Source organism: Thalassococcus halodurans (genome assembly GCF_900108225.1).
In the GTDB taxonomy this organism is placed as follows: domain Bacteria; phylum Pseudomonadota; class Alphaproteobacteria; order Rhodobacterales; family Rhodobacteraceae; genus Thalassococcus; species Thalassococcus halodurans.
In genome coordinates this window covers 217,502-242,676 of record NZ_FNUZ01000003.1, presented here as the reverse complement: position 1 = coordinate 242,676, position 25,175 = coordinate 217,502, and the positions used below count along the sequence as shown (strand labels likewise).

General features: G+C 58.0%; 23 protein-coding genes. 10 read left to right on the top strand and 13 right to left on the bottom strand.

Features of this window, described 5'->3' with window-relative positions; all coding sequences use genetic code 11:
• Position 1: 1 nt before the first annotated feature.
• From galU to cysQ, 3 genes are all read right to left on the bottom strand, one after another.
• Positions 2 to 895: a UTP--glucose-1-phosphate uridylyltransferase GalU gene (gene galU, locus C4S59_RS11100; RefSeq protein ID WP_103910577.1), complete on the bottom strand. Its 894-nt coding sequence runs from the start codon at positions 893 to 895 to the stop codon at positions 2 to 4.
• Between the two features lie 124 nt (positions 896 to 1,019).
• Entirely contained in the window at positions 1,020 to 2,261 is a 1,242-nt protein-coding gene (locus tag C4S59_RS11095) for a glycosyltransferase family 2 protein (protein WP_103910576.1), read from the bottom strand.
• Between the two features lie 3 nt (positions 2,262 to 2,264).
• Complete coding sequence (gene cysQ, locus C4S59_RS11090; RefSeq protein ID WP_103910575.1) at positions 2,265 to 3,086, bottom strand: 3'(2'),5'-bisphosphate nucleotidase CysQ; 822 nt, start codon at positions 3,084 to 3,086, stop codon at positions 2,265 to 2,267.
• Positions 3,087 to 3,182: 96 nt separating this feature from the next.
• On the opposite strand from cysQ, the gene C4S59_RS11085 reads away from it, so the two are divergent.
• The gene (locus C4S59_RS11085; RefSeq protein ID WP_103910574.1) at positions 3,183 to 4,013 is read left to right on the top strand and encodes an ABC transporter permease; all 831 of its coding nucleotides are present in this window, start codon (positions 3,183 to 3,185) and stop codon (positions 4,011 to 4,013) included.
• 4 nt (positions 4,014 to 4,017) lie between these two features.
• Here C4S59_RS11085 and C4S59_RS11080 read toward each other — a convergent pair whose 3' ends face one another.
• Positions 4,018 to 4,605, bottom strand: coding sequence for an alpha-ketoglutarate-dependent dioxygenase AlkB family protein (locus C4S59_RS11080; RefSeq protein ID WP_407703062.1), 588 nt, complete (start codon positions 4,603 to 4,605; stop codon positions 4,018 to 4,020).
• A 246-nt stretch (positions 4,606 to 4,851) separates the two neighbouring features.
• Between C4S59_RS11080 and dnaK the strand changes: the two genes are divergently transcribed.
• The 5 genes from dnaK (at position 4,852) to C4S59_RS11055 (ending at position 11,949) form a co-directional block, all read left to right on the top strand.
• Positions 4,852 to 6,765: a molecular chaperone DnaK gene (dnaK, locus tag C4S59_RS11075; RefSeq protein ID WP_103910572.1), complete on the top strand. Its 1,914-nt coding sequence runs from the start codon at positions 4,852 to 4,854 to the stop codon at positions 6,763 to 6,765.
• Positions 6,766 to 6,845: 80 nt separating this feature from the next.
• The gene (gene dnaJ / locus C4S59_RS11070) at positions 6,846 to 7,997 is read left to right on the top strand and encodes a molecular chaperone DnaJ (RefSeq protein ID WP_103910571.1); all 1,152 of its coding nucleotides are present in this window, start codon (positions 6,846 to 6,848) and stop codon (positions 7,995 to 7,997) included.
• A gap of 147 nt (positions 7,998 to 8,144) precedes the next feature.
• Positions 8,145 to 10,169: an NADPH-dependent 2,4-dienoyl-CoA reductase gene (locus C4S59_RS11065; protein WP_103910570.1), complete on the top strand. Its 2,025-nt coding sequence runs from the start codon at positions 8,145 to 8,147 to the stop codon at positions 10,167 to 10,169.
• Between the two features lie 121 nt (positions 10,170 to 10,290).
• Positions 10,291 to 10,851, top strand: coding sequence for a type 1 glutamine amidotransferase domain-containing protein (locus C4S59_RS11060; RefSeq protein WP_103910569.1), 561 nt, complete (start codon positions 10,291 to 10,293; stop codon positions 10,849 to 10,851).
• A gap of 192 nt (positions 10,852 to 11,043) precedes the next feature.
• Complete coding sequence (locus C4S59_RS11055; RefSeq protein ID WP_103910568.1) at positions 11,044 to 11,949, top strand: LysR family transcriptional regulator; 906 nt, start codon at positions 11,044 to 11,046, stop codon at positions 11,947 to 11,949.
• A 143-nt stretch (positions 11,950 to 12,092) separates the two neighbouring features.
• Here C4S59_RS11055 and rlmN read toward each other — a convergent pair whose 3' ends face one another.
• Both rlmN and C4S59_RS11045 read right to left on the bottom strand, forming a co-directional pair.
• A complete protein-coding gene (gene rlmN, locus C4S59_RS11050) occupies positions 12,093 to 13,271 on the bottom strand; it encodes a 23S rRNA (adenine(2503)-C(2))-methyltransferase RlmN (RefSeq protein ID WP_103910567.1) in 1,179 nt (392 codons plus the stop codon).
• 138 nt (positions 13,272 to 13,409) lie between these two features.
• Complete coding sequence (locus tag C4S59_RS11045; RefSeq protein ID WP_103910566.1) at positions 13,410 to 13,937, bottom strand: invasion associated locus B family protein; 528 nt, start codon at positions 13,935 to 13,937, stop codon at positions 13,410 to 13,412.
• A gap of 170 nt (positions 13,938 to 14,107) precedes the next feature.
• Between C4S59_RS11045 and C4S59_RS11040 the strand changes: the two genes are divergently transcribed.
• Positions 14,108 to 15,103, top strand: coding sequence for an asparaginase (locus C4S59_RS11040; RefSeq protein ID WP_103910565.1), 996 nt, complete (start codon positions 14,108 to 14,110; stop codon positions 15,101 to 15,103).
• Between the two features lie 3 nt (positions 15,104 to 15,106).
• Here C4S59_RS11040 and serB read toward each other — a convergent pair whose 3' ends face one another.
• Positions 15,107 to 15,979: a phosphoserine phosphatase SerB gene (gene serB, locus C4S59_RS11035; protein WP_103910564.1), complete on the bottom strand. Its 873-nt coding sequence runs from the start codon at positions 15,977 to 15,979 to the stop codon at positions 15,107 to 15,109.
• 282 nt (positions 15,980 to 16,261) lie between these two features.
• On the opposite strand from serB, the gene C4S59_RS11030 reads away from it, so the two are divergent.
• Together C4S59_RS11030 and serA are read left to right on the top strand one after the other, a co-directional pair.
• Positions 16,262 to 17,416 (top strand): phosphoserine transaminase, encoded by a 1,155-nt coding sequence (locus C4S59_RS11030; RefSeq protein WP_103910563.1) that lies wholly within the window; start codon positions 16,262 to 16,264, stop codon positions 17,414 to 17,416.
• Between the two features lie 81 nt (positions 17,417 to 17,497).
• Positions 17,498 to 19,093 carry a phosphoglycerate dehydrogenase gene (gene serA / locus C4S59_RS11025; protein WP_103910562.1) on the top strand — a complete coding sequence of 532 codons (1,596 nt, stop codon included), beginning with the start codon at positions 17,498 to 17,500 and terminating at the stop codon, positions 19,091 to 19,093.
• Between the two features lie 77 nt (positions 19,094 to 19,170).
• On the opposite strand, the gene C4S59_RS11020 is transcribed toward serA, so the two are convergent.
• The 5 genes from C4S59_RS11020 to C4S59_RS11000 all read right to left on the bottom strand — a co-directional run bounded on the left by C4S59_RS11020 (position 19,171) and on the right by C4S59_RS11000 (position 23,531).
• A complete protein-coding gene (locus C4S59_RS11020; RefSeq protein ID WP_103910836.1) occupies positions 19,171 to 20,520 on the bottom strand; it encodes an aminotransferase class III-fold pyridoxal phosphate-dependent enzyme in 1,350 nt (449 codons plus the stop codon).
• Between the two features lie 73 nt (positions 20,521 to 20,593).
• A complete protein-coding gene (locus tag C4S59_RS11015; RefSeq protein ID WP_234994739.1) occupies positions 20,594 to 21,517 on the bottom strand; it encodes an OmpA family protein in 924 nt (307 codons plus the stop codon).
• A complete protein-coding gene (locus tag C4S59_RS11010; RefSeq protein WP_103910560.1) occupies positions 21,501 to 22,073 on the bottom strand; it encodes a peroxidase-related enzyme in 573 nt (190 codons plus the stop codon). The genes C4S59_RS11015 and C4S59_RS11010 overlap by 17 nt, the downstream gene beginning before the upstream one ends.
• 16 nt (positions 22,074 to 22,089) lie before the next feature.
• Positions 22,090 to 22,812: a GNAT family N-acetyltransferase gene (locus C4S59_RS11005; protein ID WP_103910559.1), complete on the bottom strand. Its 723-nt coding sequence runs from the start codon at positions 22,810 to 22,812 to the stop codon at positions 22,090 to 22,092.
• Positions 22,809 to 23,531, bottom strand: a complete 723-nt coding sequence (locus tag C4S59_RS11000) for a competence/damage-inducible protein A (RefSeq protein ID WP_103910558.1) — start codon at positions 23,529 to 23,531, stop codon at positions 22,809 to 22,811. The genes C4S59_RS11005 and C4S59_RS11000 overlap by 4 nt, the downstream gene beginning before the upstream one ends.
• A gap of 48 nt (positions 23,532 to 23,579) precedes the next feature.
• On the opposite strand from C4S59_RS11000, the gene sfsA reads away from it, so the two are divergent.
• Positions 23,580 to 24,290, top strand: a complete 711-nt coding sequence (sfsA, locus tag C4S59_RS10995) for a DNA/RNA nuclease SfsA (RefSeq protein ID WP_103910557.1) — start codon at positions 23,580 to 23,582, stop codon at positions 24,288 to 24,290.
• 88 nt (positions 24,291 to 24,378) lie between these two features.
• Here sfsA and C4S59_RS10990 read toward each other — a convergent pair whose 3' ends face one another.
• Positions 24,379 to 25,137: a DUF695 domain-containing protein gene (locus C4S59_RS10990; RefSeq protein WP_103910556.1), complete on the bottom strand. Its 759-nt coding sequence runs from the start codon at positions 25,135 to 25,137 to the stop codon at positions 24,379 to 24,381.
• Positions 25,138 to 25,175 lie beyond the last annotated feature (38 nt).

Below are 25,175 nucleotides of genomic sequence, written 5' to 3'. Positions count from 1 at the left end.
TTTACTCCGCCGCTTTGTCGACCGCAGCAATCTCGTTGATGTAGCGGCGCAGATCGTCTTTCAGATCGTCGCGGGCCAGACCGAAGGCCACGGTTGCTTGCAGGAAGCCAGCCTTGGAACCACAGTCAAAACGCTGACCGCGGAAGCGCAGGCCGTGAACGCCTTCTTTACCACCGATCTCCTGCGCAATCGCGTCGGTCAGCTGGATTTCTCCGCCGGCGCCGGACTTCATTTTGTTTAGGTTTTTCAAAATGGTGGGCGATAGGATGTAACGACCGATAACCGCAAGGTTGGAAGGTGCATCTTCGACCTTGGGCTTCTCAACCATGCCTTTGACGCTGACCAAAGACCCCATGTCTTCGTTAACGTCCAGAATACCGTAGGCCGATGTTTTATCGCGCGGCACTTCCATCGCGGCGACCATGTTGCCGCCGGTTTCCTCGTATGCTTCGACCATCTGCTGCAAGCAGGGCTTTTCCGCTGCGATAACGTCGTCGGGCAGCATAACCGCAAAGGGTTCGTTCCCGATCAGACGGCGCGCGCACCAGACGGCGTGACCAAGGCCAAGCGCCTTGTGCTGACGAATGTAGGCGATGGCACCGGAGTCCATGTTGGTGGACTTCAACGTTTCCAGAAGCTCGGTCTTGCCCTTTTTCTTCAGCTCTTGTTCCAGCTGCGGGGCGTGGTCGAAGTAATCCTCAAGCGCGCCTTTGCCGCGCGAGGTCACAAAGATGAATTCCTTGATACCAGCGGCGCGGGCTTCGTCGATGGCGTATTGCACCAGCGGGCGGTCCACCAGTGTCATGATCTCCTTAGGCACAGATTTGGTCGCTGGCAGGAAACGTGTCCCCATACCCGCCACCGGAAAAATTGCCTTGGACACCTTATGCTTCATAGTCTGCTCCTCGTTACAGGCGATGGCTTAGGCCTACATCGCCTTTTGCACTCGGTTTAACACACTCCGTGCAACCTTGTCTGCACAATGGGCCTTATTTGTGTCGTGTAGTGCAAGTTCTGCATCACAGGGCAGGGGAAAGATTCCACGATTGGTTCATTCTTCTCCTCTCGGCCTTGGCGCGCGGTTGCAGTCTTGTCATTTGCACAAGCGGAGCGGCGCGGTCCGAGCGGCCGAACAAGCCACCTGTTTGCAGCCAGATGCCCTCGGGCAGATAGCGCAGATGATGGTACAGTGCGGTGTGCGACAGGCACAGGACGACAGGGATGTCACCCGTCTTCAAAACAGCTCTGGCCTTGTCCAGAAGGGCCGCGCGCTGGTGACGCCGCCCCGAGATCAGGATATGCCGCGTGCCGGTTTTGGTCGGGTAGGGCAAAAAACCTGTACTTGGTTTCGGTAGCGAGGGCTGATTGGTTAGCGGTCGTTCGCTGCCTTGTGCGATCCCCGATTTCAGCCCTTTGAGCAGATGTTGGACGTCTAAAGGATCCAGTTGGCCTGACTGCATCAGCCTTAGTAAACGCTGCCCTTGGTTGCTGATAAAAGTGGCAATTTGAGCATCATGCTGATTTTTTGGGCAATGTTTGCGCAGAAAAACCGCATAAGAGGCCCCGATTTCCGTCAGATCCTTTGGCGTGCGGTCGGCCCGCCGCCGGATGCTGGGGGCGAAACCGTGGTGCACGCGCGCCTGTGGGACGATGGCCGTGGCCAGCCCTTCGCGGGCCAGTCGCAGGTTCAGGTCGGTTTCATCCATGTAAAAGCGGAAGGCCGGATCGAACCCGCCGAAGGACGCCAGAACATCGCGGCGCACTGCCATGTTGGTGCCTTCGGTCTTGATTGCGCGCTGGGCCGTCGGGTGCAGTACGGTGATGGCATTATCAGCCACTTTGATGGGGGCGGTGTGCCCGCCGTGATCCACGCTGCGCGCACCCCATTGCAACGAAATCCCGTTGCGCCCGACAACATAGCCGCCTGCCGCCATCACCTCGGCGTCATTGAAGGCAGGCATCAGATATCGAAGCCACAGGGGTTCGGGCACTGCATCGTCGTCGATAAAGGCGATGACCTCGCCTGCGGCGGCGGCGATGCCCAAGTTGCGCGCCTCTGAGATATTGGGCGTGTCGAAGGGAACCGTCTTGATGCGTCGGGCGTCAAAGCGCGAGCGAATGCGTGTCATGCCTGCGGGGCAGGCGACAACGACGACCTCAAGGTCAGGGTAATCAAGTTGGGAAATGCCCGTCAGGCAACGATCAAGCGCGTCTGGGCGCTCCCGGCTCACGATGACAACGCTGACCGGGAGGCATGTCATGGTTTAAGCGTCTTTCAGATCAACGCCCGGCGCGTAGGCGATAAAGAACGGGTTCGCGAAACCCGCTTTGCCGTAGACCAGCGGTGTGTGGTCGTCAAAGCGCACAACGCGGCCACCGGCACCCGCCAGAATGGCGTGGCCTGCGGCGGTGTCCCACTCCATCGTGCGACCAACGCGCGGATAGATGTCCGCCTCGCCCGTCGCAACCAGACAGAACTTCAGCGAGGAACCCGCGCTTTTCATGTCTTTGACGTTGTATTTGTTGATGTAGTCATCGGTCGCCTGATCGCGATGCGATTTCGACGCGACAACCATCAGTTCGTCATTGTTGGGGGTGGTGACGCTGATCTTTTTCGTCTCACCCACGGTGTCTCTGTCAAACGGGCCCATTTCCTCGACCGCGTTGCCAACGCTGTCGGTAAAGAACATGCGGTTGCGGGCAGGGGCATAGACGACGCCGCGCGTGGGCACACCGTTTTCAACCAGCGCGATGTTGACGGTGAAATCGCCACGGCGGTTGATGAATTCCTTGGTGCCGTCCAGCGGGTCGACGATCAGGAAGGTGGATACGTCCTGATCATGGCTGTCGGCTTGTTCTTCTGTGACCAATGCAACATCGGGAAACGCCTCGCGCAGACCGGCCGAGATCAAAGCATCAGCGGCTTCGTCAGCGACGGTGACGGGGCTTTCATCAGACTTCGATTTAACCTCGAAATCGTCGGACTCGTAAATTTCCATGATTTTATCGCCCGCTTCCAACGCGAGACGGCGAAAAATCGTGGTTAGGTCAGAATAATTCAAACTCTTGCCCTTCCCTTGGCACATTTGGTGCGTTCATTGCTTAGAAGTGTTTGGTCACTTATGATCGGGCATAGCGGGAACAGCAAGAAAACTTAACCCGCTAAATCGGAGCAGGCGCTGATGTTTGAAAAGAATGTCCCGACGACCAAGTTCGGTTCGGCTCTTAATATTTTAGAGCTGACATATCTGAACGCGGTGCAGTCCGTGCGGTCCAAGCACGGCAACGCCTTTATGGCGCTGTTCACGAACATCCTGCAGTCGGTGATCTTTACGCTGGCGTTCTTCATGTTCTTCCAGCTTCTGGGCATGCGCGCGGCCGCCATTCGCGGTGATTTCATGGTGTATATCATGTCAGGCATCTTCCTGTTCATGACCCACACCAAGGCAGTTGCTGCGGTATCAGGTGCCGAAGGGCCAACTGGCGGTATGATGCTGCACGCGCCGATGAACACGGCGATTTCGATCATGTCGCGGATGTTGTCGACGCTTTATATTCAGGTTTCCAGCTTGCTGCTGATCCTGTTCTTCTACGACATGCTGTTCGCACCCGGTGTGATCGGGCAAATCCACAACCCAATTCAGGCCTTTGGTATGCTGCTTTTGGCGTGGTTGTCGGGCGGTGCGGTTGGTTTGGTCTTTCTGGCGGCATCCCCGTGGTATCCGACGCCTGTGGGCGTTCTGCGCACGATCTATCAGCGGGCAAATATGATTGCGTCCGGTAAAATGTTTGTCGCGAACTCGCTGACCCCTCAAATGCTGGCTTTGTTCGATTGGAACCCGTTGTTCCACACCATCGATCAGGCGCGCGGCTATGCGTTCATCAATTACTTTCCGCGCAATTCGAGCTGGGAATATGCGCTGTGGTTCACGCTTATATTTATGATGATCGGGTTGATGGGCGAGTTTTTTACACGTAAGCACGTGTCCGCATCCTGGTTCGCACGCCGCTAACGGCCTAACTGACCACCCGCAAAGTCAGGTTGATGCGCCCGCCTTTGGGCAGCAATGTGGATGAGCCGAAACGAATGCGATCCACGCCGTGATAACGCAGGCGCGCGGCCCCGCCCATGACCACAACGTCGCCCGACTTCAGCCAGTAGGATTCAGTCTTGCCGCCGCGGGTGTCGTTGCCCATTCGAAACAGCCCGTCATCGCCCAGCGAAATCGACAGGACCGGCGCGCCGAAGTCCGCTTCATCGCGATCCTGATGCATCCCCATGCGCGCGCCTTCACCGTACCAGTTGATCAGACAGCATTCCGGCATCCGGTCGCATCCGGAAACCGTGTTCCAGATTTTTAGAATGCTGTCTGGAATGTCCGGCCAAGGCGTGCCATCGGGATGTGTCGGGCTATAGCGATAGCCGGACCTGTCCGATATCCATCCGAACCGTCCGGCAGCCGACATGCGCACCGACATCTTCTGTCCACGTGGTGTGATCGGCTGAAACAAAGGTGCAGCCTTCAGGATGTCGCGTAAATCCGCCACCAAATCCTCTTGTTCCGAGCGATTCAGATAGGCGGGATACAGCGCGAAATCGCGAATGAGGTGCGGTTTTGGCGGTTTTTCCACGGTTCGAGCCCACAAAATGCATTTCTTTGGGATTAGTTTAGATTTTTTGCCAATTCTGCCTACCCAACGCGGTTGCAGGCGTATTTGTCGGCTCCTATATACTTCTCGATCACGGAATCCTGAGCACGTCAGGAGGACGTTATTCCTTAAATAACCATGGGCCTTGGTGCCGCAGCAGCGGGTCAGGGCCAATGCATCGCCTGAAGAAAGGGATCAAAAATGGGCAAAGTGATTGGTATCGACCTCGGCACCACGAACAGCTGCGTCGCCATCATGGATGGTTCGCAGCCGCGCGTTATCGAAAACGCAGAAGGCGCACGGACAACCCCGTCCATCGTTGCGTTCGCAGAAGATGAACGCCTTGTCGGCCAGCCGGCGAAACGCCAGGCGGTTACAAACCCCGAAAACACAGTATTTGGCGTCAAGCGTCTGATCGGCCGCCGGTTCGACGACGCTGATCTGGCCAAAGACAAAAAGAACATGCCGTTCGAAGTTGTCGACGGCGGCAACGGTGACGCGTGGGTACGCGCCCGCGGCGAAACATATTCCCCGTCGCAAATCTCGGCCTTCATCCTGCAAAAGATGAAAGAGACCGCAGAAAGCTATCTGGGTGAAGAAGTGACACAGGCGGTTATCACCGTTCCTGCGTACTTTAACGACGCACAGCGTCAGGCCACCAAAGACGCTGGCAAGATTGCCGGTCTGGAAGTGCTGCGGATCATCAACGAACCGACAGCTGCTGCTCTGGCCTACGGTCTGGACAAAAAAGAAACGCGCACAATCGCCGTTTATGACCTTGGTGGTGGTACATTCGACGTCACCATTCTGGAAATCGACGACGGTCTGTTCGAAGTGAAATCCACCAACGGTGACACGTTCCTTGGTGGTGAAGACTTTGACATGCGCATCGTTAACTACCTGGCAGACGAGTTCAAGAAAGAGCACTCGGTCGACCTGACGCAAGACAAGATGGCGCTTCAGCGTCTGAAGGAAGCGGCAGAAAAAGCGAAGATCGAACTGTCTTCTTCCAGCCAGACAGAAATCAACCAGCCGTTCATCTCGATGGGTTCGAACGGCCAGCCGCTGCACATGGTTATGAAACTGACCCGTGCCAAGTTGGAAAGCCTGGTTGGCGATCTGATCAAGGCATCCTTGAAGCCGTGTCAGGCAGCCCTGAAAGATGCGGGCCTGTCCACATCCGACATCGACGAGATCGTTCTTGTTGGTGGTCAGACACGTATGCCCAAGGTTATCGACGAAGTGACCAAGTTCTTCGGTAAAGAACCGCATAAGGGTGTGAACCCTGATGAGGTTGTTGCCATGGGTGCGGCCATTCAGGCCGGCGTTCTGCAGGGCGACGTGAAAGACGTTGTTCTTCTGGACGTTACACCGCTGTCGCTGGGTATCGAAACGCTGGGTGGTGTGTTCACACGTCTGATCGACCGCAACACAACAATCCCGACGAAGAAATCGCAGATCTTCTCGACTGCGGAAGACAACCAGAACGCTGTGACGATCCGCGTGTTCCAAGGTGAGCGTGAAATGGCCGCCGACAACAAGATGTTGGGCCAGTTCAACCTTGAAAACATCCCGCCGGCACCGCGCGGCATTCCGCAGATCGAAGTGACCTTCGACATCGATGCCAACGGCATCGTGTCGGTTGGTGCGAAAGACAAAGGCACCGGCAAGGAACAGCAGATCACGATCCAGGCTTCGGGCGGTCTGTCCGACGCTGACATCGAACAGATGGTTAAGGACGCCGAAGCCAACGCGGATGCCGACAAGGCACGTCGCGATCTGGTCGAGGCGAAAAACCAGGCGGAGAGCCTCATTCACTCGACCGAAAAGGCGATTGAAGAGCATTCCGACAAGGTCGATCCGACAACCGTCGAAGCGATCGAACTGGCTATCGCGGCTCTGAAAGACGAACTGGAAACAGACAACGCGGACAAAATCCGCAGCGGCATCCAGAACGTGTCTGAATCAGCCGTGAAGTTGGGCGAAGCGATCTACAAGTCATCGCAGGAAGACGGCGAACCCGAGCCTGCAGCAGCAGACGCAGCGCAAGGCGATGACGACACCATCGTTGATGCCGACTTCGAAGATCTTGGCGACGACCGTAATCGCGGCTGAGATCAAGGCGGAACCTAACACAAGGGGCCGGTCCGGGCACCGGACCGGCCCCTTAGCGTTCCGCACGAAAGGAGGGCACAATGTCCAAACGTGACTATTACGATGTACTGGGCATCTCCAAGGGCGCTTCCGCGGACGAGATCAAGAAGGCCTATCGCACCAAAGCGAAAGAACTTCACCCCGACCGCAACGCTGACAACCCCGACGCTGAGTCCCAGTTCAAAGAGGCGAACGAAGCCTACGAGGTTCTGAAGGACGCCGATAAAAAGGCGGCCTACGACCGTTATGGTCATGCCGCATTCGAAGGCGGCATGGGCGGCGGCCCGCGTCCCGGTGGCGGTATGGGCGGCAACGGTGACTTTGCCTCGGCCTTTTCCGATGTCTTCGACGACCTGTTCGGCGATTTCATGGGTGGCGGACGTGGCGGCGGCGGTCGCAACCGCGCAACACGCGGTGCCGATCTGCGGTATAACCTGCGCATCTCTTTGGAAGATGCGTTCTCGGGGATGCAGAAATCCATCACTGTTCCGGCGTCGGTTCAGTGTGGGTCCTGTGATGGCTCGGGCTCCGAAGGTGGTGCTGAACCCCAGACCTGTCCGACCTGTTCGGGCATGGGCAAGGTCCGCGCGACCCAAGGCTTCTTTACTGTTGAACGCACCTGTCCGACCTGTTCCGGCCTTGGCCAGATCATCAAGAATCCCTGCAAAACCTGTAGCGGTGCCGGTCGGGTCGAAAAGGAACGCACTCTGTCTGTGAACATTCCGAAAGGTGTGGAAACAGGCACGCGTATCCGTCTGGCTGGCGAAGGCGAGGCGGGTATGCGCGGCGGTCCTCCGGGTGATCTGTACATCTTTATCGAGGTTGAGCGTCACAAGTTGTTCGAACGCGAAGGCGAAACGCTGTTCTGTCGTGTGCCGGTGTCCATGGCATCTGCTGCGCTGGGCGGTGATATCGAAGTCCCGACGATCGACGGTGGCCGCAGCCGCGTGAAGATTCCGGCAGGCAGCCAATCAGGCCGTCAGATGCGTCTGCGTGGCAAAGGTATGCCCGGTCTGCGCGGTGCATCCGTTGGCGATATGCTGATCGAACTGGCCGTTGAAACGCCGGTCAATCTGACATCGCGCCAGAAGGAACTTCTGCGCGAGTTCGAAGACCTGAGCGAAGACAACAACCCCGAATCCAAAAGCTTCTTCAAATCGGTGAAGGGGTTTTGGGACAGCATGAAGGGCTGATCAGCCCGACATCGACACCTTATAAAGGCCTCGCAGGAAACTGCGGGGCCTTTTCATTTGCTTGACGCAACCGCCCATGACGTCACGTTGAGATCGACAATCGGGGCAGGGCGTGGAAACTCTGATCTCAATTAAGGGAGGCCTTTCATGACCCAATATCCGCATATGTTTGCACCGCTCGATCTGGGATTCACCACGCTGAAAAACCGCGTGTTGATGGGATCGATGCACACCAATCTGGAAGAAACCGGCGACTGGAACCGCGTTGCCGAATTCTATGCGGAACGCGCCCGTGGTGGCGTGTCGCTGATGGTGACGGGCGGCATGGCGCCGAACGTTGAGGGTGGCGTATTTCCTGGTGCGGCGGGTCTCTTTACGGATGAAGACATTGCCAACCACAAGATGGTGACAGACCGCGTGCATGACGCAGGCGGCAAAATCGCAATGCAAATCCTGCATGCGGGGCGTTATGCTTACGGTCCGAAATGCGTGGCGCCATCTGCCATCAAATCTCCGATCTCGCCCTTCCCGCCGATTGAACTGGACGAAGAAGGCATCGAAAAGCAGATCGCCGACATCGTCACCGCTGCCGCCCGTGCCCGCGAGGCAGGCTATGACGGGGTCGAGGTGATGGGGTCGGAAGGCTACTTCATCAACCAGTTTCTGGTGGAACATACCAACAAGCGGACTGATCGCTGGGGCGGTAGCTATGAAAACCGGATGCGCCTGCCCATCGAAATCGTCCGCCGCGTCCGCGAAGCAGTTGGCCCGGACTTTATCGTGATCTACCGGATTTCGATGATCGATCTGGTGCCCAATGGCTCGACCCATGATGAGGTCGTGCAACTGGCGCAGGAAATCGAAAAGGCCGGCGCCACGATCCTGAACACAGGCATCGGTTGGCACGAGGCGCGCATTCCGACGATCGCCACATCGGTCCCGCGCGCGGCCTTTGCGTGGGTCACGAAAAAGCTGATGGGCAAGGTCGGTATCCCGATCATCACATCCAACCGCATAAACAGCCCTGATGTCGCAGAAGAGGTGCTGTCCACCGGCTGCGCCGATATGGTGTCGATGGCGCGTCCGTTCCTTGCCGATCCTGATTTCGTGGCCAAAGCGGCCGAGGGTCGTGCGGCGGAAATCGCCCCCTGTATCGCCTGTAACCAAGCCTGCCTTGATCACACCTTCATGGGCAAGGTGTCGTCCTGTCTTGTGAACCCGCGTGCGGGCTATGAAACGGAACTGGTTCTGAAACCGACCGACACGCCCAAAACTGTGGCTGTTGTTGGTGCTGGTCCTGCTGGTTTGTCGACGGCCATCGCCGCGGCTCAGCGCGGTCACAAGGTGACGCTGTTTGATAAGGCCGACAAGCTGGGCGGCCAGTTGAACTTGGCCAAACGCGTTCCGGGCAAGGAAGAATTCTACGGTCTGGTCGACTGGTTCGGCACGATGGTGGACCAGTCGGGCGTGGAGTTGAAACTGGGTCAAGAGGTTGGCTCTGACGATCTGGCGGGCTTTGATGAGGTGGTCATCGCCACCGGTGTCATCCCCCGCGATCCGCAAATTCCGGGTCAGGATGGGCCGAACGTTCTGTCTTATATTGATGTGCTGCGCGACGGGGCCGAGGTGGGCAAACGCGTCGCTGTGATCGGCGCGGGCGGCATCGGCTTTGATATCTCTGAATACCTTGTGACCGACGACAGCCCGACCACGAACTTGCCCGAGTGGATGAAGGAATGGGGCGTCACCGACCCGTCCGAGGCGCGTTCCGGTCTGGCCCCTGAAGGCCCGCAACCCGACGCGCCGGTGCGCGAGGTCACGCTGTTGCAGCGCAAGGCGGAAAAACCGGGCAAGCGTCTGGGTAAGACCACGGGCTGGATTCACCGCGCAGGGCTTCAGATGAAAGCGGTACAGATGAAGGCCGGTGTGAACTATGAAAAGATCGACGCTGAAGGGCTGCACATCAGCTATGGCGAAGCGCGCCAACGTCCCGAGGTGATCGCCTGTGACACCGTTGTTCTGTGCGCGGGCCAGCTGAGCGAACGCAGCCTTGCCGACGCGCTGATCGAAAAGGGTGTGACCCCTCATGTGATCGGCGGTGCGGATGTGGCGGCTGAACTGGACGCGAAACGCGCGATTGATCAGGGCACGCGATTGGCGGCAACGCTTTAATCGGGAACAGACAGCAAAAGGCCGCCGGCGCATTCCCGCTGGCGGCCTTTTTTTATGGAACATCCCCACGGGGGCCTTCGTTTGGTTTGTGAACGCAACGCGAAACGCAAAGGAGGCCACAATGCCCCGTATTCAAGATGCAAAAATTCTTATCATTGCCACTAACGGCTTTGAACAATCCGAATTGGAAGTCCCCCGTGACGAACTGGCCAAAGCGGGCGCAGAGGTGCATGTCGCCTCGACCGATGGCAAAGCCATTCGTGGCTGGAAAGGCAGCGACTGGTCCGACACTGTCAACGTCGATACCGCGCTGAACAAAGTGTCCGCGATGGATTATGACGCGCTGGTGCTGCCCGGTGGTCTGATCAATCCAGATATCCTGCGCCGCGACAAGGATGCGATCACCCTGATCAAAGGGTTTTTCGATCAGGGCAAGGTGATTGCCGCGATCTGTCATGCGCCGTGGCTGTTGGCCGAGGCCGACGTGCTGCGCGGGCTTGAGGCGACGTCCTATCCGTCGCTGCGAACCGACATTGCCAATGCGGGTGCGAAGGTTGTCGATCAATCCGCTGTGGCAGACCGCGGTATCGTGACCAGCCGGAACCCCGACGACCTGCCGGATTTCGTCGCGAAAATTATCGAAGAGATCGAAGAAGGCACGCATTACCGCGTCGCCGCGTAACGCGCAGGCTATTAAAAGCCGGTAAAACAAGGCCTTCGCCCCTTTTGGCGGGGGCCTTTTTGCGTCGTTAACGCTGTTTCCAGCTTTGGGACACTCGGCCAAAAACCTACGAATTGTCTGCGTGACGCCAAGTTTGTGCCCAGATTGGGGGGCATACAACCATGGACACGAGAGTTTTCAAGGAGCCAGTGCATGGATCGCCTGACTGAGATGGAGGCCTTTGCCACGGTGGTGGATCAGGGTGGCTTCACGGACGCAGCCAAGAAGATGGGGATTTCGAAATCCGCCGTCTCGAAACATGTCTCATCGCTTGAGGCACGGTTGGGCGCGCGTTTGCTGAACCGGACCACACGCCGCGTATCGCCGACCGAAATCGGCTTGGCCTACTATGACCGCGCCCGCCGCGTTCTGAATGATGCGGGCGAGGCGGATGCGCTGGTCACATCAATGCAATCCGCGCCATCCGGCCTGCTGCGCATCAGCGTGGCGACGGATTTCGGGGTAAACCACCTAAGCCCTGTGCTGGGCGATTTCCTGGCCGAGTTCCCAGACATCACGGTGAACATGGTTCTGAACAACCGCTATGTCGAACTGATCTCGGAAGGCTTTGATATGGCCGTGCGGATCGGTGAGCTGGAGGATTCCACGCTACGGGCTCGTAAGCTGACGGAAACCACCAAGCGGATGATCGCGGCCCCGTCGTATTTCGAGAAATTCGGCCGTCCGACGCGGATCGACGATCTGAATGAACACAAGCTTCTGCATTATTCGAACCAGTCGTCCGGCAACGTCTGGAAGGTCACGGCCCCGTCCGGTGAAAAGCGTCAGGTGCGCACCGCTGGCTGGTTGTCGGTGAATGACGGTCAGTCGCTGTTGAACGCATGTATCGCTGGTCTTGGCATCGCTTACCTGCCGTCGTTCCTTTATGCGGATGCGATGGAGCAGGGTCTGGTCGAGGATGCGATCCCCGATCTGCCGATCGACACGCAGGGCATCTACGCGGTCTACCCGCCGGGTCGTTTTACCCAGCCCAAAGTGCGCGCTTTCATTGATTTTCTTGTCCACCAGTTCGCCGATAAAGGCCCGAAAGACTGGTAAACATTCCCTGCCCGTTCCTGGGCTGACTGCCCCCGCCGCGGTATCCGTGGCGGGGTTTTTTATTTGATTGAGCGCGCTGTCGCGCGCGCAGGCCTGTCTCGTCCTCAGGCCTTTGGCCTTCGTCCTCGGGCGGGCGCGCTGGATTAGCGTTGCGCTGTTTCGGCCTCGATTTCACGGCGAGATTTGCGGGCGCGTTCGGTGGCGGATTTCAACTGACCGCAGGCGGCCATGATGTCTTCGCCGCGCGGGGTACGGATGGGCGAGGCGTAGCCGGCTTTGTAGATGATGTCGGCAAAGGCCTCGATCCGGCTCCAGTCCGAGCGTTCATAGGGGGCGCCGGGCCATTCGTTGAACGGGATCAGGTTGATCTTGGCAGGGATGCCTTGGATCAGTTTGACCAGACGGCGTGCATCGGCGTCCGTGTCGTTCACGTCTTTCAGCATCACGTATTCAAAGGTGATCCGTTCCGAGTTCGACAGACGCGGGTATTCGCGCAGGGCGTTCAGCAGTTCTTCGATGTTCCAACGCTTGTTGATGGGGACCAGCTTGTTGCGGACCTCATCTGTGGTGGCGTGGAAGCTGACCGCCATCAGGCAGCCGATTTCTTCGGCGCAGCGGGCGATTTCGGGGACCACGCCGCTGGTCGACAGGGTGATGCGGCGGCGGGACAGGGAAATGCCTTCGGGGTCCATGGCGATCTTCATCGCGTCGCGTACGTTTTCGAAGTTATAAAGCGGTTCGCCCATGCCCATCAGAACGATGTTGGACAGCAGGCGTGTTTCGTCTTTCTTTTCGCCGGGTTTGGGCCATTCGCCCAGATCGTCACGGGCCAGCATGATCTGACCGACGATTTCACCAGCGGTCAGGTTGCGCACCAGTTTCTGGGTGCCTGTGTGGCAGAACGAACAGGTCAGTGTGCAGCCGACCTGAGACGAAATGCAAAGCGTGCCGCGATCGGCTTCGGGGATGTAGACGACTTCAACCTCGTGGCCGCCCGCGATTTTGACCAGATATTTGCGTGTGCCGTCAGCCGAGACCTGTTTCGACACGATCTCGGGCAGCTCGATCACAAAGTTATCGGCCAGCAGTTGGCGGTAGTCTTTGGCAAGGTTGGTCATGTCCATGAAGTCACGGACACCCCAGTGGTAGATCCACTGCCAGATCTGATTGACGCGCATCTTGACCTGCTTTTCCGCTGTGCCCGCTTCGATCAAAGCGGTGCGCAGGGTGTCACGTGTCAGACCGACGATATTGGTCGGTCCCTCCGGCATTTTGCGGGGGATTGTCACGAGGTCCTGTGTGATCGGTGCAGATGCGCTCATGGTCGGCTCCTGTTCAGAAGTCCTGCCTCATATAGGAAAGCGAAACGGAATCCAAAAGAAAAGCGTTCCGGTCCGGTTTCGACGGCAAAAGGCCAGAGTTGCCTCTGGCCTTGCGTGTTTCCAGTGCGACAGCTTCGCTTACTGGCAGCGTTTCGCGGCGTCCTCGACGGCAGCGGTAAAGCCGATCAGAGAAAACGTATCTTTGGTCTGGGTGCCGCGCGAAGACCGTGCCGTCAGAATCGCATCCGCACCGCGTTTCATGGCAGTGACCAGTTTTACGTCGTCCTGCGGGGTCGCGGGCCATGCCCACTGACCTTCGGTAAAGAGTTCAAACTCGGTCCCGCCTACATTCACGTTCACGGTCGACCCTTCGGCAAAGGGATAGCCACCTGTGAAGGCAACCTGACCGTTTACGCCAGCGTCAGGACGGTAGAACACCATCAACTGAATATCGCCGCGTGTCACCGCAACGACGTTGCCGTTCTTGGTGTTGACGCTTTCCTTGTAGGTCGAAACGGCCCAGCATTCGCGCGGGTCTTTTTCTTCAAACACCGACCATGCGGTGATCGCGTTAACCCGGTTTGTGCTTTCCTGCTGAGCGGCGGCCATATTCGCGGCCGCAAGAAGTACTGCGCTGCTGATGACGCGTGTCGTCCAAGAATTCATTTATCCACTCTCCAGCGATCCTCATGCCCCAATGAAGGCGGGTTGCGTTTGTTTTGTCCAAGCTTATGTTGCCACGTCAACCCGATGTGATGCGCGCGAGTGTAGCGCGTTTTTTCACGTAGCGAAAACCCCTGTTGGCAGATATTCGCCACTGTCCAAGGATTAACAGTATGCCTGTGCCCGCACCTATCGCAGAAGTCTGGCGTGGACCCATCGCCGAGTCCCTGCACAACGGCCATATCGTGGTTTCAGACCAGTCGGGAATCATCGAAGCCTGGGGCGATCCCGAAGCAATCATTCTGCCTCGGTCCTCGGCCAAGATGATGCAGGCGTTGCCTTTGGTGGCGACAGGGGCTGCGCGGGAATTCGGGCTGAACAGCGAACATCTGGCTTTGGCTTGTGCCAGTCATCAAGGTGCGCCGTTGCACGCTGATGCTGTGATGACTTGGCTGGATCATATCGGCCTGTCCGAAAGCGATCTGCGCTGTGGGCCCGAGGTGTCGCGAGACAAAGAGCTGAAGCTCCAGATGATCCGCGACGGTGAGCACCCCAATCAGTGCCACAACAACTGTTCCGGCAAACACTCGGGCTTTCTGACGCTGAACAAGCATGTGGGTGGCGGGTCCGAGTACGTCGAACCGGATCACCCAGTTCAGCAGATGGCGAAAGAGATGTTTGAGTCGGTCACTGGTATGCCAAGCCCGGGATACGGGATCGATGGCTGTTCTGCGCCGAATTTCGGCACGTCGATGGCTGGAATGGCCCGTGCGATGGCGTTCTTTGCGACTGCCGCGTCGCGTGACGATTCGCTAAGCCGTGCTGCTGCGCAGTTGACCGAGGCGATGATCGCGCATCCGATGCTGGTCGCGGGCCAAGGCCGTGCTTGTACCCTTCTGATGCAAGCGGCCAAAGAACCGGTTGCGCTGAAAACAGGGGCCGAGGGTTACTTCATCGCGATCCTGCCGCAGCGCGGGATTGGTGTGGCGGTGAAATGTGTGGATGGTGCGACGCGCGGTGCAGAGTGCGCGATTGCGGCGGTTCTGGTGCGCATGGGCGTTCTGGATGCGGATCATCCCGACGTAAAACGCTTCCTGAACCCCGATATCAAGAACCGCGCCGGTTTGGTCACGGGACAGATTCGCCCCGCGCCGGGTTTGATGGCCTAAGTCTTAGACGAATTCAGATTTGGCATAGCCCTGCAGGTACAGCAGGGCGGTCAGATCACCGAAATTCACCCGAACATCGCATTGCGCCTGCACCGAGGGTTTCGCGTGCAGGGCAACGCCTGTGCCTGCGCGGCCCAGCATGCCCAGATCGTTGGCACCGTCACCCACGGCGAGCACGTCTGCTTCGGATATGCCCAGACGTTTGCTGATCTCTTCCAGCGCCGACACTTTGGCTTCGCGGCCAAGGATCGGGCGACCAACCTCGCCTGTCAGGGTGCCGTTTTCGGCGATAAGCGTGTTCGCGCGGTTTTCGTCAAAGCCCAGTTCCGCCGCGACCTTGGCTGTGAACGCGGTGAAGCCGCCAGACACCAGCGCCGCATAGCCGCCGTTTGCTTTCATGGTCGCCAGAAGTGTCTTGCCGCCCGGCATAAGGGTGATGCGTGTTTGCAGGACCTGATCAATGACGCTTTCCGGTAGACCTTTGAGCAGCGCCACGCGTTCCGTCAGCGCACCTTCAAAATCCAACTCGCCGTTCATGGCGCGGGCGGTGATGTCTTTGACATGCGCGCCGACGCCGGCCTCTTCTGCCAGCTCGTCGATGCATTCCTGCTGGATCATGGTCGAATCCATATCCGCCAGCAGCATCTTTTTGCGTCGAGTGGCTGTGGGCTGGATCACCATATCGGTTTTCAGCGCCTGCATGTCTTCCCACACCTGCCAGCGGTTTTCGGGGATTTCTGCGATGTTAAAGGCGCAGGCCTCATCCGCGGCCAACCACTGGATATCGCCACCGCCCCACGCGTTGCGCAGCGCATCTGCGGCAGCGGGTTGCAGGGCAGGGGTTTCGGGGTTGGTCAAAAGGGTGACGGTATACATGGCGTCTCTTTCACGCAGTCGAACAGGGGTTTCGACGGGGGACATACGCAATGCGCGGGCGGAACGGAAGGGTTCACTGGGACTATGGGCCTGCCTGACATGAAAGCGTCGAGCCCCGCCAAAATCCGAAGTTTCCTATCGGAACCGACCATTCATAAAAAAAATGCGACAGGCGGTCACAAGGTGCAGAATCCCCATTGCGCGATTTCAAGCAACGCAATAGGTCCGGCGGTGGGACACCCTTCCCCAACGAAGGGCATATATCTGTGAGGGTATCACAACATGGCACTGACCACTCCGGCAACGCGGCCGGCTAATCCGCGTTTCTCCTCTGGCCCCTGCGCCAAAATCCCCACATTCAAGCTTGAATTGCTGCAGGACGCAGCACTTGGCCGTTCGCACCGTGCGAAAGTCGGCAAGGACAAGCTGAAAGCGGCCATCGAAGGCACGCGCGAAATTCTGGGCATCCCTGCAGACTACAAAATTGGCATCGTTCCTGCGTCCGACACTGGCGCGGTTGAAATGGCTATGTGGTCGCTTCTGGGTGCACGCAAAGCAACCATGGTCGCATGGGAAAGCTTCGGCTCTGGCTGGGTCAGCGACGTGGTCAAGCAGCTGAAAATCGACGCTGACGTTCTGGAAGCCGACTATGGCAAGATCGTCGATATGGCGTCTATCGATTACAACACAGACGTTGTGTTCACATGGAACGGCACAACATCGGGCGTCCGCGTTGCAAACGGCGACGTGATCCCCGCTGACCGCGAAGGTCTGACGATCTGTGACGCAACATCCGCCGCCTTCGCGCAGGACCTGCCGTGGGACAAGCTGGATGTGACCACCTTCTCTTGGCAGAAGGTTCTGGGCGGCGAAGCGGCGCACGGCATTCTGGTTCTCAGCCCCCGCGCTGTTGAACGTCTGGAAAGCTACACACCCGCATGGCCCCTGCCGAAAATCTTCCGCCTGACCAAAGGCGGCAAGCTGATCGACGGTATCTTTGAAGGCGCGACAATCAACACGCCCTCCATGCTGGCGGTTGAAGATTACCTTGTCGCTCTGGACTGGGCACGCGCCGAAGGCGGCCTGAAAGGTCTGATGGCCCGCGCAGATGCAAACGCGAAAACCGTTTGGGATTTCTGCGATGCGAACGACTGGATCGCGAACCTTGCCGAAGATCCGGCGACACGTTCGAACACTTCGGTCTGCCTGAAGTTCACCGACGACCGCATTCAGGACGGCGCAGCCTTTGCCAAGGCCGTGGCCAAGCGTCTGGAAGCGGAAGGTGTTGCACTGGACATCGGCGCCTACCGTGACGCGCCTGCCGGTCTGCGCATCTGGTGCGGTGGTACTGTGGAACAGTCCGACGTTGCGGCCATGCTGCCGTGGCTTGAATGGGCCTTCCACGCCGAGATCGAAGCTCAGACCGAAGCGGCCTGATCCGACTACTTTCCTGACATATCAGCGGGTGCGCCTGACGCGCGCCCGTGACCCAGAGATACATCCAAAGGACCAAGATACATGGCCCCCAAAGTTCTTATTTCCGACAAGCTGTCCGAAGCCGCCGTTCAGATCTTCCGCGATCGTGGCATCGACGTTGATTTCCAGCCCGACCTTGGCAAAGACAAGGACAAGCTGGCCGAAGTGATCGGTCAGTACGACGGTCTGGCGATCCGTTCCGCCACCAAAGTTACCGACAAGATCCTTGAAGCGGCGACAAACCTGAAAGTCATCGGCCGCGCCGGTATCGGTGTCGACAACGTCGACCGTGAAGCCGCGTCGAAAAAAGGCGTGATCGTCATGAATACGCCGTTCGGCAACATGATCACAACAGCCGAACACGCCATCGCGATGATGTTCGCAGTTGCGCGTCAGATCCCCGAAGCGTCCGCATCTACACACGCAGGCAAATGGGAAAAGTCCAAGTTCATGGGTGTCGAACTGACAGGCAAGACACTGGGCGTCATCGGTGCCGGTAACATCGGTGGTATCGTGTGCGACCGTGCCCGTGGCCTGAAGATGAAAGTTGCGGCCTACGACCCCTTCCTGAGCGAAGAGAAAGCCCAGAAAATGGGTGTCGAGAAGGTCGAACTGGAAGACCTGCTGGCGCGCGCTGACTTCATCACGCTGCACGTTCCGCTGACAGACACGACACGTAACATCCTGTCCAAGGAAAACCTGGCCAAGACCAAAAAAGGCGTGCGCATCATCAACTGTGCCCGCGGCGGTCTGGTAGACGAAGAAGCACTGGCAGAACTGCTGAAATCCGGCCACGTGGCTGGTGCGGCGTTCGACGTGTTCTCGGTCGAGCCTGCAAAAGAAAACCCGCTGTTCAACCTGCCGAACGTTGTCTGCACACCGCACCTTGGTGCCGCAACAACAGAAGCACAGGAAAACGTGGCGCTTCAGGTTGCTGACCAGATGTCCAACTACCTGCTGACAGGCGCTGTTGAGAACGCTCTGAACATGCCGTCCGTGACAGCGGAAGAAGCCAAGGTCATGGGCCCGTGGATCAAACTGTCTGACCATCTGGGCAGCTTCATCGGCCAGATGACAGACGAGCCGGTCAAGGCGATCAACATCCTGTACGACGGTTCCGTGTCCGAGATGAACCTTGCTGCGCTGAACTGCTCGGTTGTGGCGGGCATCATGAAGCGCGCGAACCCTGACGTGAACATGGTTTCCGCGCCGGTCATCGCGAAAGAGCGTGGCATCAAAATCTCGACCACCAATCAGGCAAAGTCGGGCGCGTTTGACGGCTATATCAAAGTGACGGTTGTGACAGATACACGCGAACGTTCGATTGCTGGTACTGTCTTCTCGGATGGTAAGCCGCGCTTTATCCAGATCAAAGGCATCAACATCGATGCCGAGGTCGGCGCGCACATGCTGTACACCACAAACGAAGACGTTCCGGGCATCATCGGTACGCTGGGCCAGACGCTGGGCACAAACGACGTCAACATCGCGAACTTCACCCTTGGCCGTGCGGCTGTGAAGGGCGAAGCGATTGCTCTGCTGTACGTTGACGCACCGGTCCCGGGCGAAGTTCTGGGCAAGCTGGAAGCAACCGGCCTGTTCAACCAGGTCAAGCCGCTGGCATTCGACGTCGCCTAATCGCGGGCAACGCCAGAAATCAGAAAGGGCATCGCGACAGGTTCGCGATGCCCTTTTCTTTTGTCTGAACTGCCGGATCAGGCGGCAGCAAAGCCTGCATCAAGCGCCGACAGGATGACGTTCACTTCGTCCTCTGTGATGGTCAGCGGCGGCGACATCAGAATGTTGTGCATCCCCAGACGCACCATCGCGCCTGCCTGATAGGTGGTTTCGTGGATACGCTTCATCGTCGCGGCATTCATCGGCGTTTTTGCCGCTTTGTCCGACACGATCTCGATCCCGGTCATCAGCCCGTGGCCACCGCGCACATCGCCGATAATGTCGTATTTCTCGGCCAGTTTCTGAACGCCTTCGAACAGCTGCGTGCCACGCGGGCCTGCGTTGGCGGCGGTGTTCAGGCGTTTGGTTTCGGACAGCGTCGCAATTACCGCTGCGGCACCAACAGGATGGGCGGAATAGGTGTAGCCGGTAAAGATCGCGCCATCGGCACCGGCGGTCTCAAACACCTCTGCCACCTTGTCGCTGAACAGCGCAGCACCCACAGGGAAGTAGCCCGATGTGATGCCCTTGGCCGTGCTCATCATATCCGGTTTCACACCCCAGTGACGCGCGCCGGACCAGTCGCCTGTACGACCAAAACCGGTGATGACCTCGTCCGAGATCAGCAGGATGCCGTGGCGATCACAGATCTCGCGCATCAGCGGCATAAAGGTCGCGTCGGGCACGATCACGCCGCCTGCACCAAGGATCGGCTCCATGATCAGCGCTGCGATGTTTTCCGCGCCTTGGAAAGCAATTTCATCCTCAAGCACGGCGGCGATGTTCTGCGCCAGTTTCGCAGGGTCCGTTTCGTTGAACGGGTTGCGATAGGGATAGGGCGCGGGCAGGTGGTGGCAGCCCGGCAGCAAAGGTTCATAGTTCAGGCGGAAGCGGTTGTTGCCGTTCACTGACGCGCCGCCAAAGTGCGTTCCGTGATAGCCCTTTTTCAGCGACAGGAATTTGGTTCGTGTCGGTTCGCCGCGCAGGCGGTGATACTGCCGCGCCAGACGCAGGCAGGTTTCGACCGAATCCGATCCGCCCGAAGTAAAGAACACCCGCGCCATGCCGTCTTCTTCAAAGAATTCGCGCACAGCATGGCTGGCCTCGATCGCCGGTGGGTTCGTCGACCCCGCAAAGGCCGAATAGTAAGGCAGATCGTACAGTTGTTTCGAGATCGCCTCTTTCACCACATCGTTGGAGTAGCCAAGGTTCACGCACCACAGGCCGCCCACGGCATCCACAACGGAATGGCCGTCGATATCAGTGATCTTCACACCTTCCGCGTCCGTGATGATCTTGGGCGGGTTTTGTTGCGCATCGCCGGGGTGACCCATGGGGTGCCAAAGATGGCGCGCATTGTTTTCCTTCAGGAAGTTTTCGTCTTTCATGGCGATCTCGATCCATAATTTGATCAAATTTGGACCGCACTTTGCCAGAGTCGCCGCGACGACAAAAGAGAAATCATTCGGTCGAGATCAGAACAGCCTCGACACGTCGATTTTTGATGCGGCCTTCTTCGGTCAGATTGGTCGCGATGGGCGAGAGATACCCGACCCCGTCCGCCGAAATCTGGGCGCTGGTGATGCCATGGCGATCTTGTAGATAATCCACCGCCGACGTCGCGCGGCGCAGGGAAAGCGCCTGATTGGCGGCAAGCGATCCGGTGGCATCCGTGTGCCCGACAAAGACGATTACACGGTCAGGCCGAGCCTTCAGATAGGCGGCCAGTTGATCCAGTGACGGAACCTGATCGGCCAGCTCGGATGAGCCCGCTTTGAACCGCATATCGCTTAGAACGACGTGGCCCAGCGTTTCGAGCGATCCGATAATGTCGCCTGTCGCCACCTCGGCGGGCAGGGCCGTGGTTTCGACATTCACAGATTGCTTTTGCTTGCCGCCCGCGCGGATGATCTGGATGAAGCCTGCGGCTTGGTTGCGGCTGGTCAGGATGCTGATCGCGCCTTCGGTCGGGTGTTCGGCAGACAGGAACCGGTAGTCGATCAGGTTCACATGCATCGAAGGCGCGGGCAGCACCTCGATATCAAAGCGGAAATCGAACCCGCCGCAGCCCTGATTGGCGCATTGAAACACGATCTCGTATCCGGCGTCCGTCAGATCGTCGCGCAGAGGATCCATCATTTGCAGCGTGGTCGCGCTGTTACCCGCCAATCGCCATGCCTGACGTTCGATCGCCCCTTCATAGACCTTCACGGGCACGCCTGTTTCTTCGGTCCATTTGCCGACGGGCAGGCGATAGCTGGAAAGCGGATCTGATGTCGCGACGGACAACTGTGCGCTGATCGGCAGCTCCAGATCCAGCGCTGCGGCAGGCAGACCCGCCAGCAGCAAAAATGCAGTGAGCGCCGATTTAACGGAACTGCGCATGGTATTCGTCATTAGGCCGCATATCGACGGCAGAGGCCGCACGGTTCGACATGTTGTAAAAACCGGTCACGTTGGCGATATCCCAAATGTCGCGATCACTGAAACCAGCATCGCGCAGCGCCTGACGGTCGGCTTCGACCACTTCATGGGATGCTTTGGTGACCTTTTCGGCGAATGTCAGCATCGCGACCTGCCGATCAGACAGATCAGCCGCCCGCCAGTTCATCACCAGCGCTTCGCCCAGTTTAGGATCGCCGGACAGTTGACGCACAGCCGCCCCATGCGCCGTCAGGCAGTAAAAGCATTTGTTGATGCTGCTGACACAGACCGCGATCATTTCGCGTTCAAGCTTGCTCAGGCCAGAGTTGCCCAACATCAGATCGTTGTACAAAGCGGTAAAGGCGTTCAGCTTGTCGATGTCAAAGGCGTGAGCCTTCAGAACATTCGGGATCATCCCCAGCTTTTCCTGGCAGATGTCGAAATAGCGTTGGGTTTCGGGTGGTAGCGGATCGACCATTGGCAGGTCCAGTGCGGTGACTTGATCTGATTTGGTCATGCTGCCGATCCTCCTATTAGGCTTTGATACGGTAGTGATACTTGCCGACGATCTCCATACCCAAGGATTCATACAGCGCATTTGCACTTTCGTTGCCAGTGGTCACAAGGATCGCGATCCAGTCGGCCCCGTTGGCCGCCGCCCAATGCGCGGCCTGACGCATGACCCATTTGCCCATGCCCTTGCGGCGATGCGCGACGCGGGTTTCCACTGCATGGACCATGGCCACACCATCGTGGATCGCCGCAAAGGCGGTGGCGGCGGGTTTGTCATCGACGCGGCCCAGAATGCCTGTCTTCGGATCGCAGGCACGGTCCATCACGGCCAGCCGTTCCGCCCCGATGCCGCCTTCGGCCCAGATATCCCGCATGATGGCCAGCGGTTCCCAAATGGCAAAGGCCGTGACACGCGGGATCGGCAGATCGGTCAGGTTCGACACAGGACACATGCGGGCATAGACGGGATCAATGACCTTATAGCCCTTGGCATCTAGCGTGGCGTCCAGATCATCCTGACCTTCGCGGATCATGAACAGCGGCTGCTGCCCCATCTCATTCATCCGCGCCTCTGCGGCGTCCAGATCGACGGGCGTCCAGCCATCTTGTGCCGTCGCCGCCGACACACGTTTGCCACCACCCGCTCCATCGCGGAGCGTGACAGGCCCAAGGTCGAAACGCGCAGCGGGCGGCCATGTGGCCTCGGTCACATCGTACAGTTTCTGGATATCGGGTTTGGTCATTCGTCAAAAAGTCCTGCCACTCGGATCGCCGCCGCCTCAACGCGTGCGCCATCGGTACCACGGATCACGATATTCGCACCATGCACACCATTGTGTTGGAAGGGGTAGGAGCCAAAGCTGAGGTCCGAGAACTCGTCAGCCAGTTTGCCCAAAGGCGCGGCGATATCGCCTTCGCCCCGTTCAATGCGGATGGATTGGGTCAAGAGCGGTGCGCCGCCGGTCAGTGTGGGGGTGATGCTGGCCAACATGGCCTGAAACACCGACGGCACACCGGCCATGACATAGACGTTTTCCAGCTTGAAACCCGGTGCTACAGAAACAGGATTGTCGATCAGCGTCGCGCCGTCCGGGATGCGCGCCATGCGCAGCCGCGCTTCGTTCAACTCGCGGCCCGTTTGTTCATAGAATGCTGCCAAAAGCGCACTGGCATCATCGCGCACGTCGATGTGCACACCAAAAGCTGCGGCCACGCAATCGGCGGTGATGTCGTCGTGCGTCGGGCCAATGCCGCCGCTGGTAAAGACCGAGTCATACCCACTGCGCAGATCATTCACGGCACGGATGATCGCATCGCGATCATCGCTGACCACGCGCACCTCTTTCAGGTCGATGCCCATCTTGGTCATTTCTCCTGCCAGATAGTGCATGTTCGCATCGCGGGTCCGGCCGGACAGGATTTCGTCACCGATCACCAGCATGGCGGCTGTAGGGTTGGACATGGCGGCACTCCTTGGCGTTGTCTTCGGGACAAGCTATAGGGCGGCACCATGCGCTTTCAAACCCCTCTCGTCCCCGCCCGGCTGATACGTCGCTATAAACGCTTTCTGGCAGATGTCCGTCTTGAAGACGGGCGCGAGGTCACGGCCCATTGCGCCAACCCCGGATCGATGATGGGACTGGCAGACGAAGGGCTGCGCGTCTGGCTGGAGCCGAACGACGATCCCAAGCGCAAACTGAAATGGGCGTGGAAGCTGGTGGAGCACGACAGCGGCGCGTTCACGGGGGTGGACACAGCCGTGCCGAACCGGATGCTGAAAGCAGCCATTCAGGACCGTCTGGTCGAGGGGCTGACGCAGTTCGACACGGTCAAGCCCGAACAGAAATACGGCGAAAGCAGCCGGATCGATTTCCTGCTGCAAGGCGCGGATCAGCCGGACACCTATGTCGAGGTCAAATCCGTTACGCTGATGCGCCAGTCCGGTCTGGCCGAGTTTCCTGACAGCGTGACCAAACGCGGGGCGAAACATCTGGCCGAACTGGCGCAGATGTCTCAGGCAGGCGCGCGGGCGGTGATGCTCTATTTGGTGCAACGCACAGATGCCGACCGCGTTGGACTGGCCGCTGACATCGACCCTGCCTACGCAAAGGCCTTTGCAGAGGCCTCCAAACAGGGCATCGAAGTCATCGCCTACGATTGCCAGATCACGCCAGAGCAGATCACACTGGGTCGGAAGCTGCCGTTTGTGGCAGAGGGATAAATTGGGAAAAATTTAGCTTGTGCGGTTTTATGCGTCGCTCTCTGAGTACCTTTCGTGACTGAAGGGCTCTAAGTGAGAACAAATGGCGCTATTCGCTATCGGATTGCACCGAGCATCCCCAGCCATCGTATTCCCCTCCAAGTTCGTCGGCGAGTTGCTTTAATTCGAATGTGATCGGGTCGAGTTGGCGTGGTGCATCAACCCGTTGAGCAAGAAGATCGTAGGATTTTTTAAAGAGGCCGCGGGTGCTGGTGCTTACCTTGAAGCCTTTTTCCTCCAGCGTCTTAGTAAGTTGCTCTGCGTGTTCGCGGTTTTTGAAGATAAAGTTGTGATCGATTTCCCGCAGAACTTCTAAATTGTCACCGTGTTCTTCGAGCAGCAGGAAAACACTTCGATTGGCAATTTCATTCATCGCCATGGCGTTGGGATACAAATTGCCAAAATATGTCTCCCATTCCGCGTCTTCAAAATTGAATGTGCTTTTCTCGTAGGTCGGAAACGCTTGGTTTATTTCATCGACGATATCCGAGAACTTGAAGTCGGGTGTTGCGTAAAAATAAAATTTGCGTCGGCCGTCCCCTGTTTGCCGCGCGACGTATCTCAGGCTTTCAGATTCATTCCGCGCAATAAAATCTTCGATTTCACTAAGGGGTTCGAATTCGTCACTTGTCGTCATCCCGTTTTGGGGATTGGGCGACTTCAGAAGGACCTCTAAGCAATGAAACCAATCCAGCCCGCGTATTGGTGCGAGGTCGTGCAAAGATAGGTTTACCATCGTGGAATGTGGCTTTTCTTCAATTGAGCAGGAATAGAAATCCCAGTTGTCAGAGGCTGTGTGTAAAGACATGATTAAAACGGCTTTCAACAAATACGATGCGCATACAG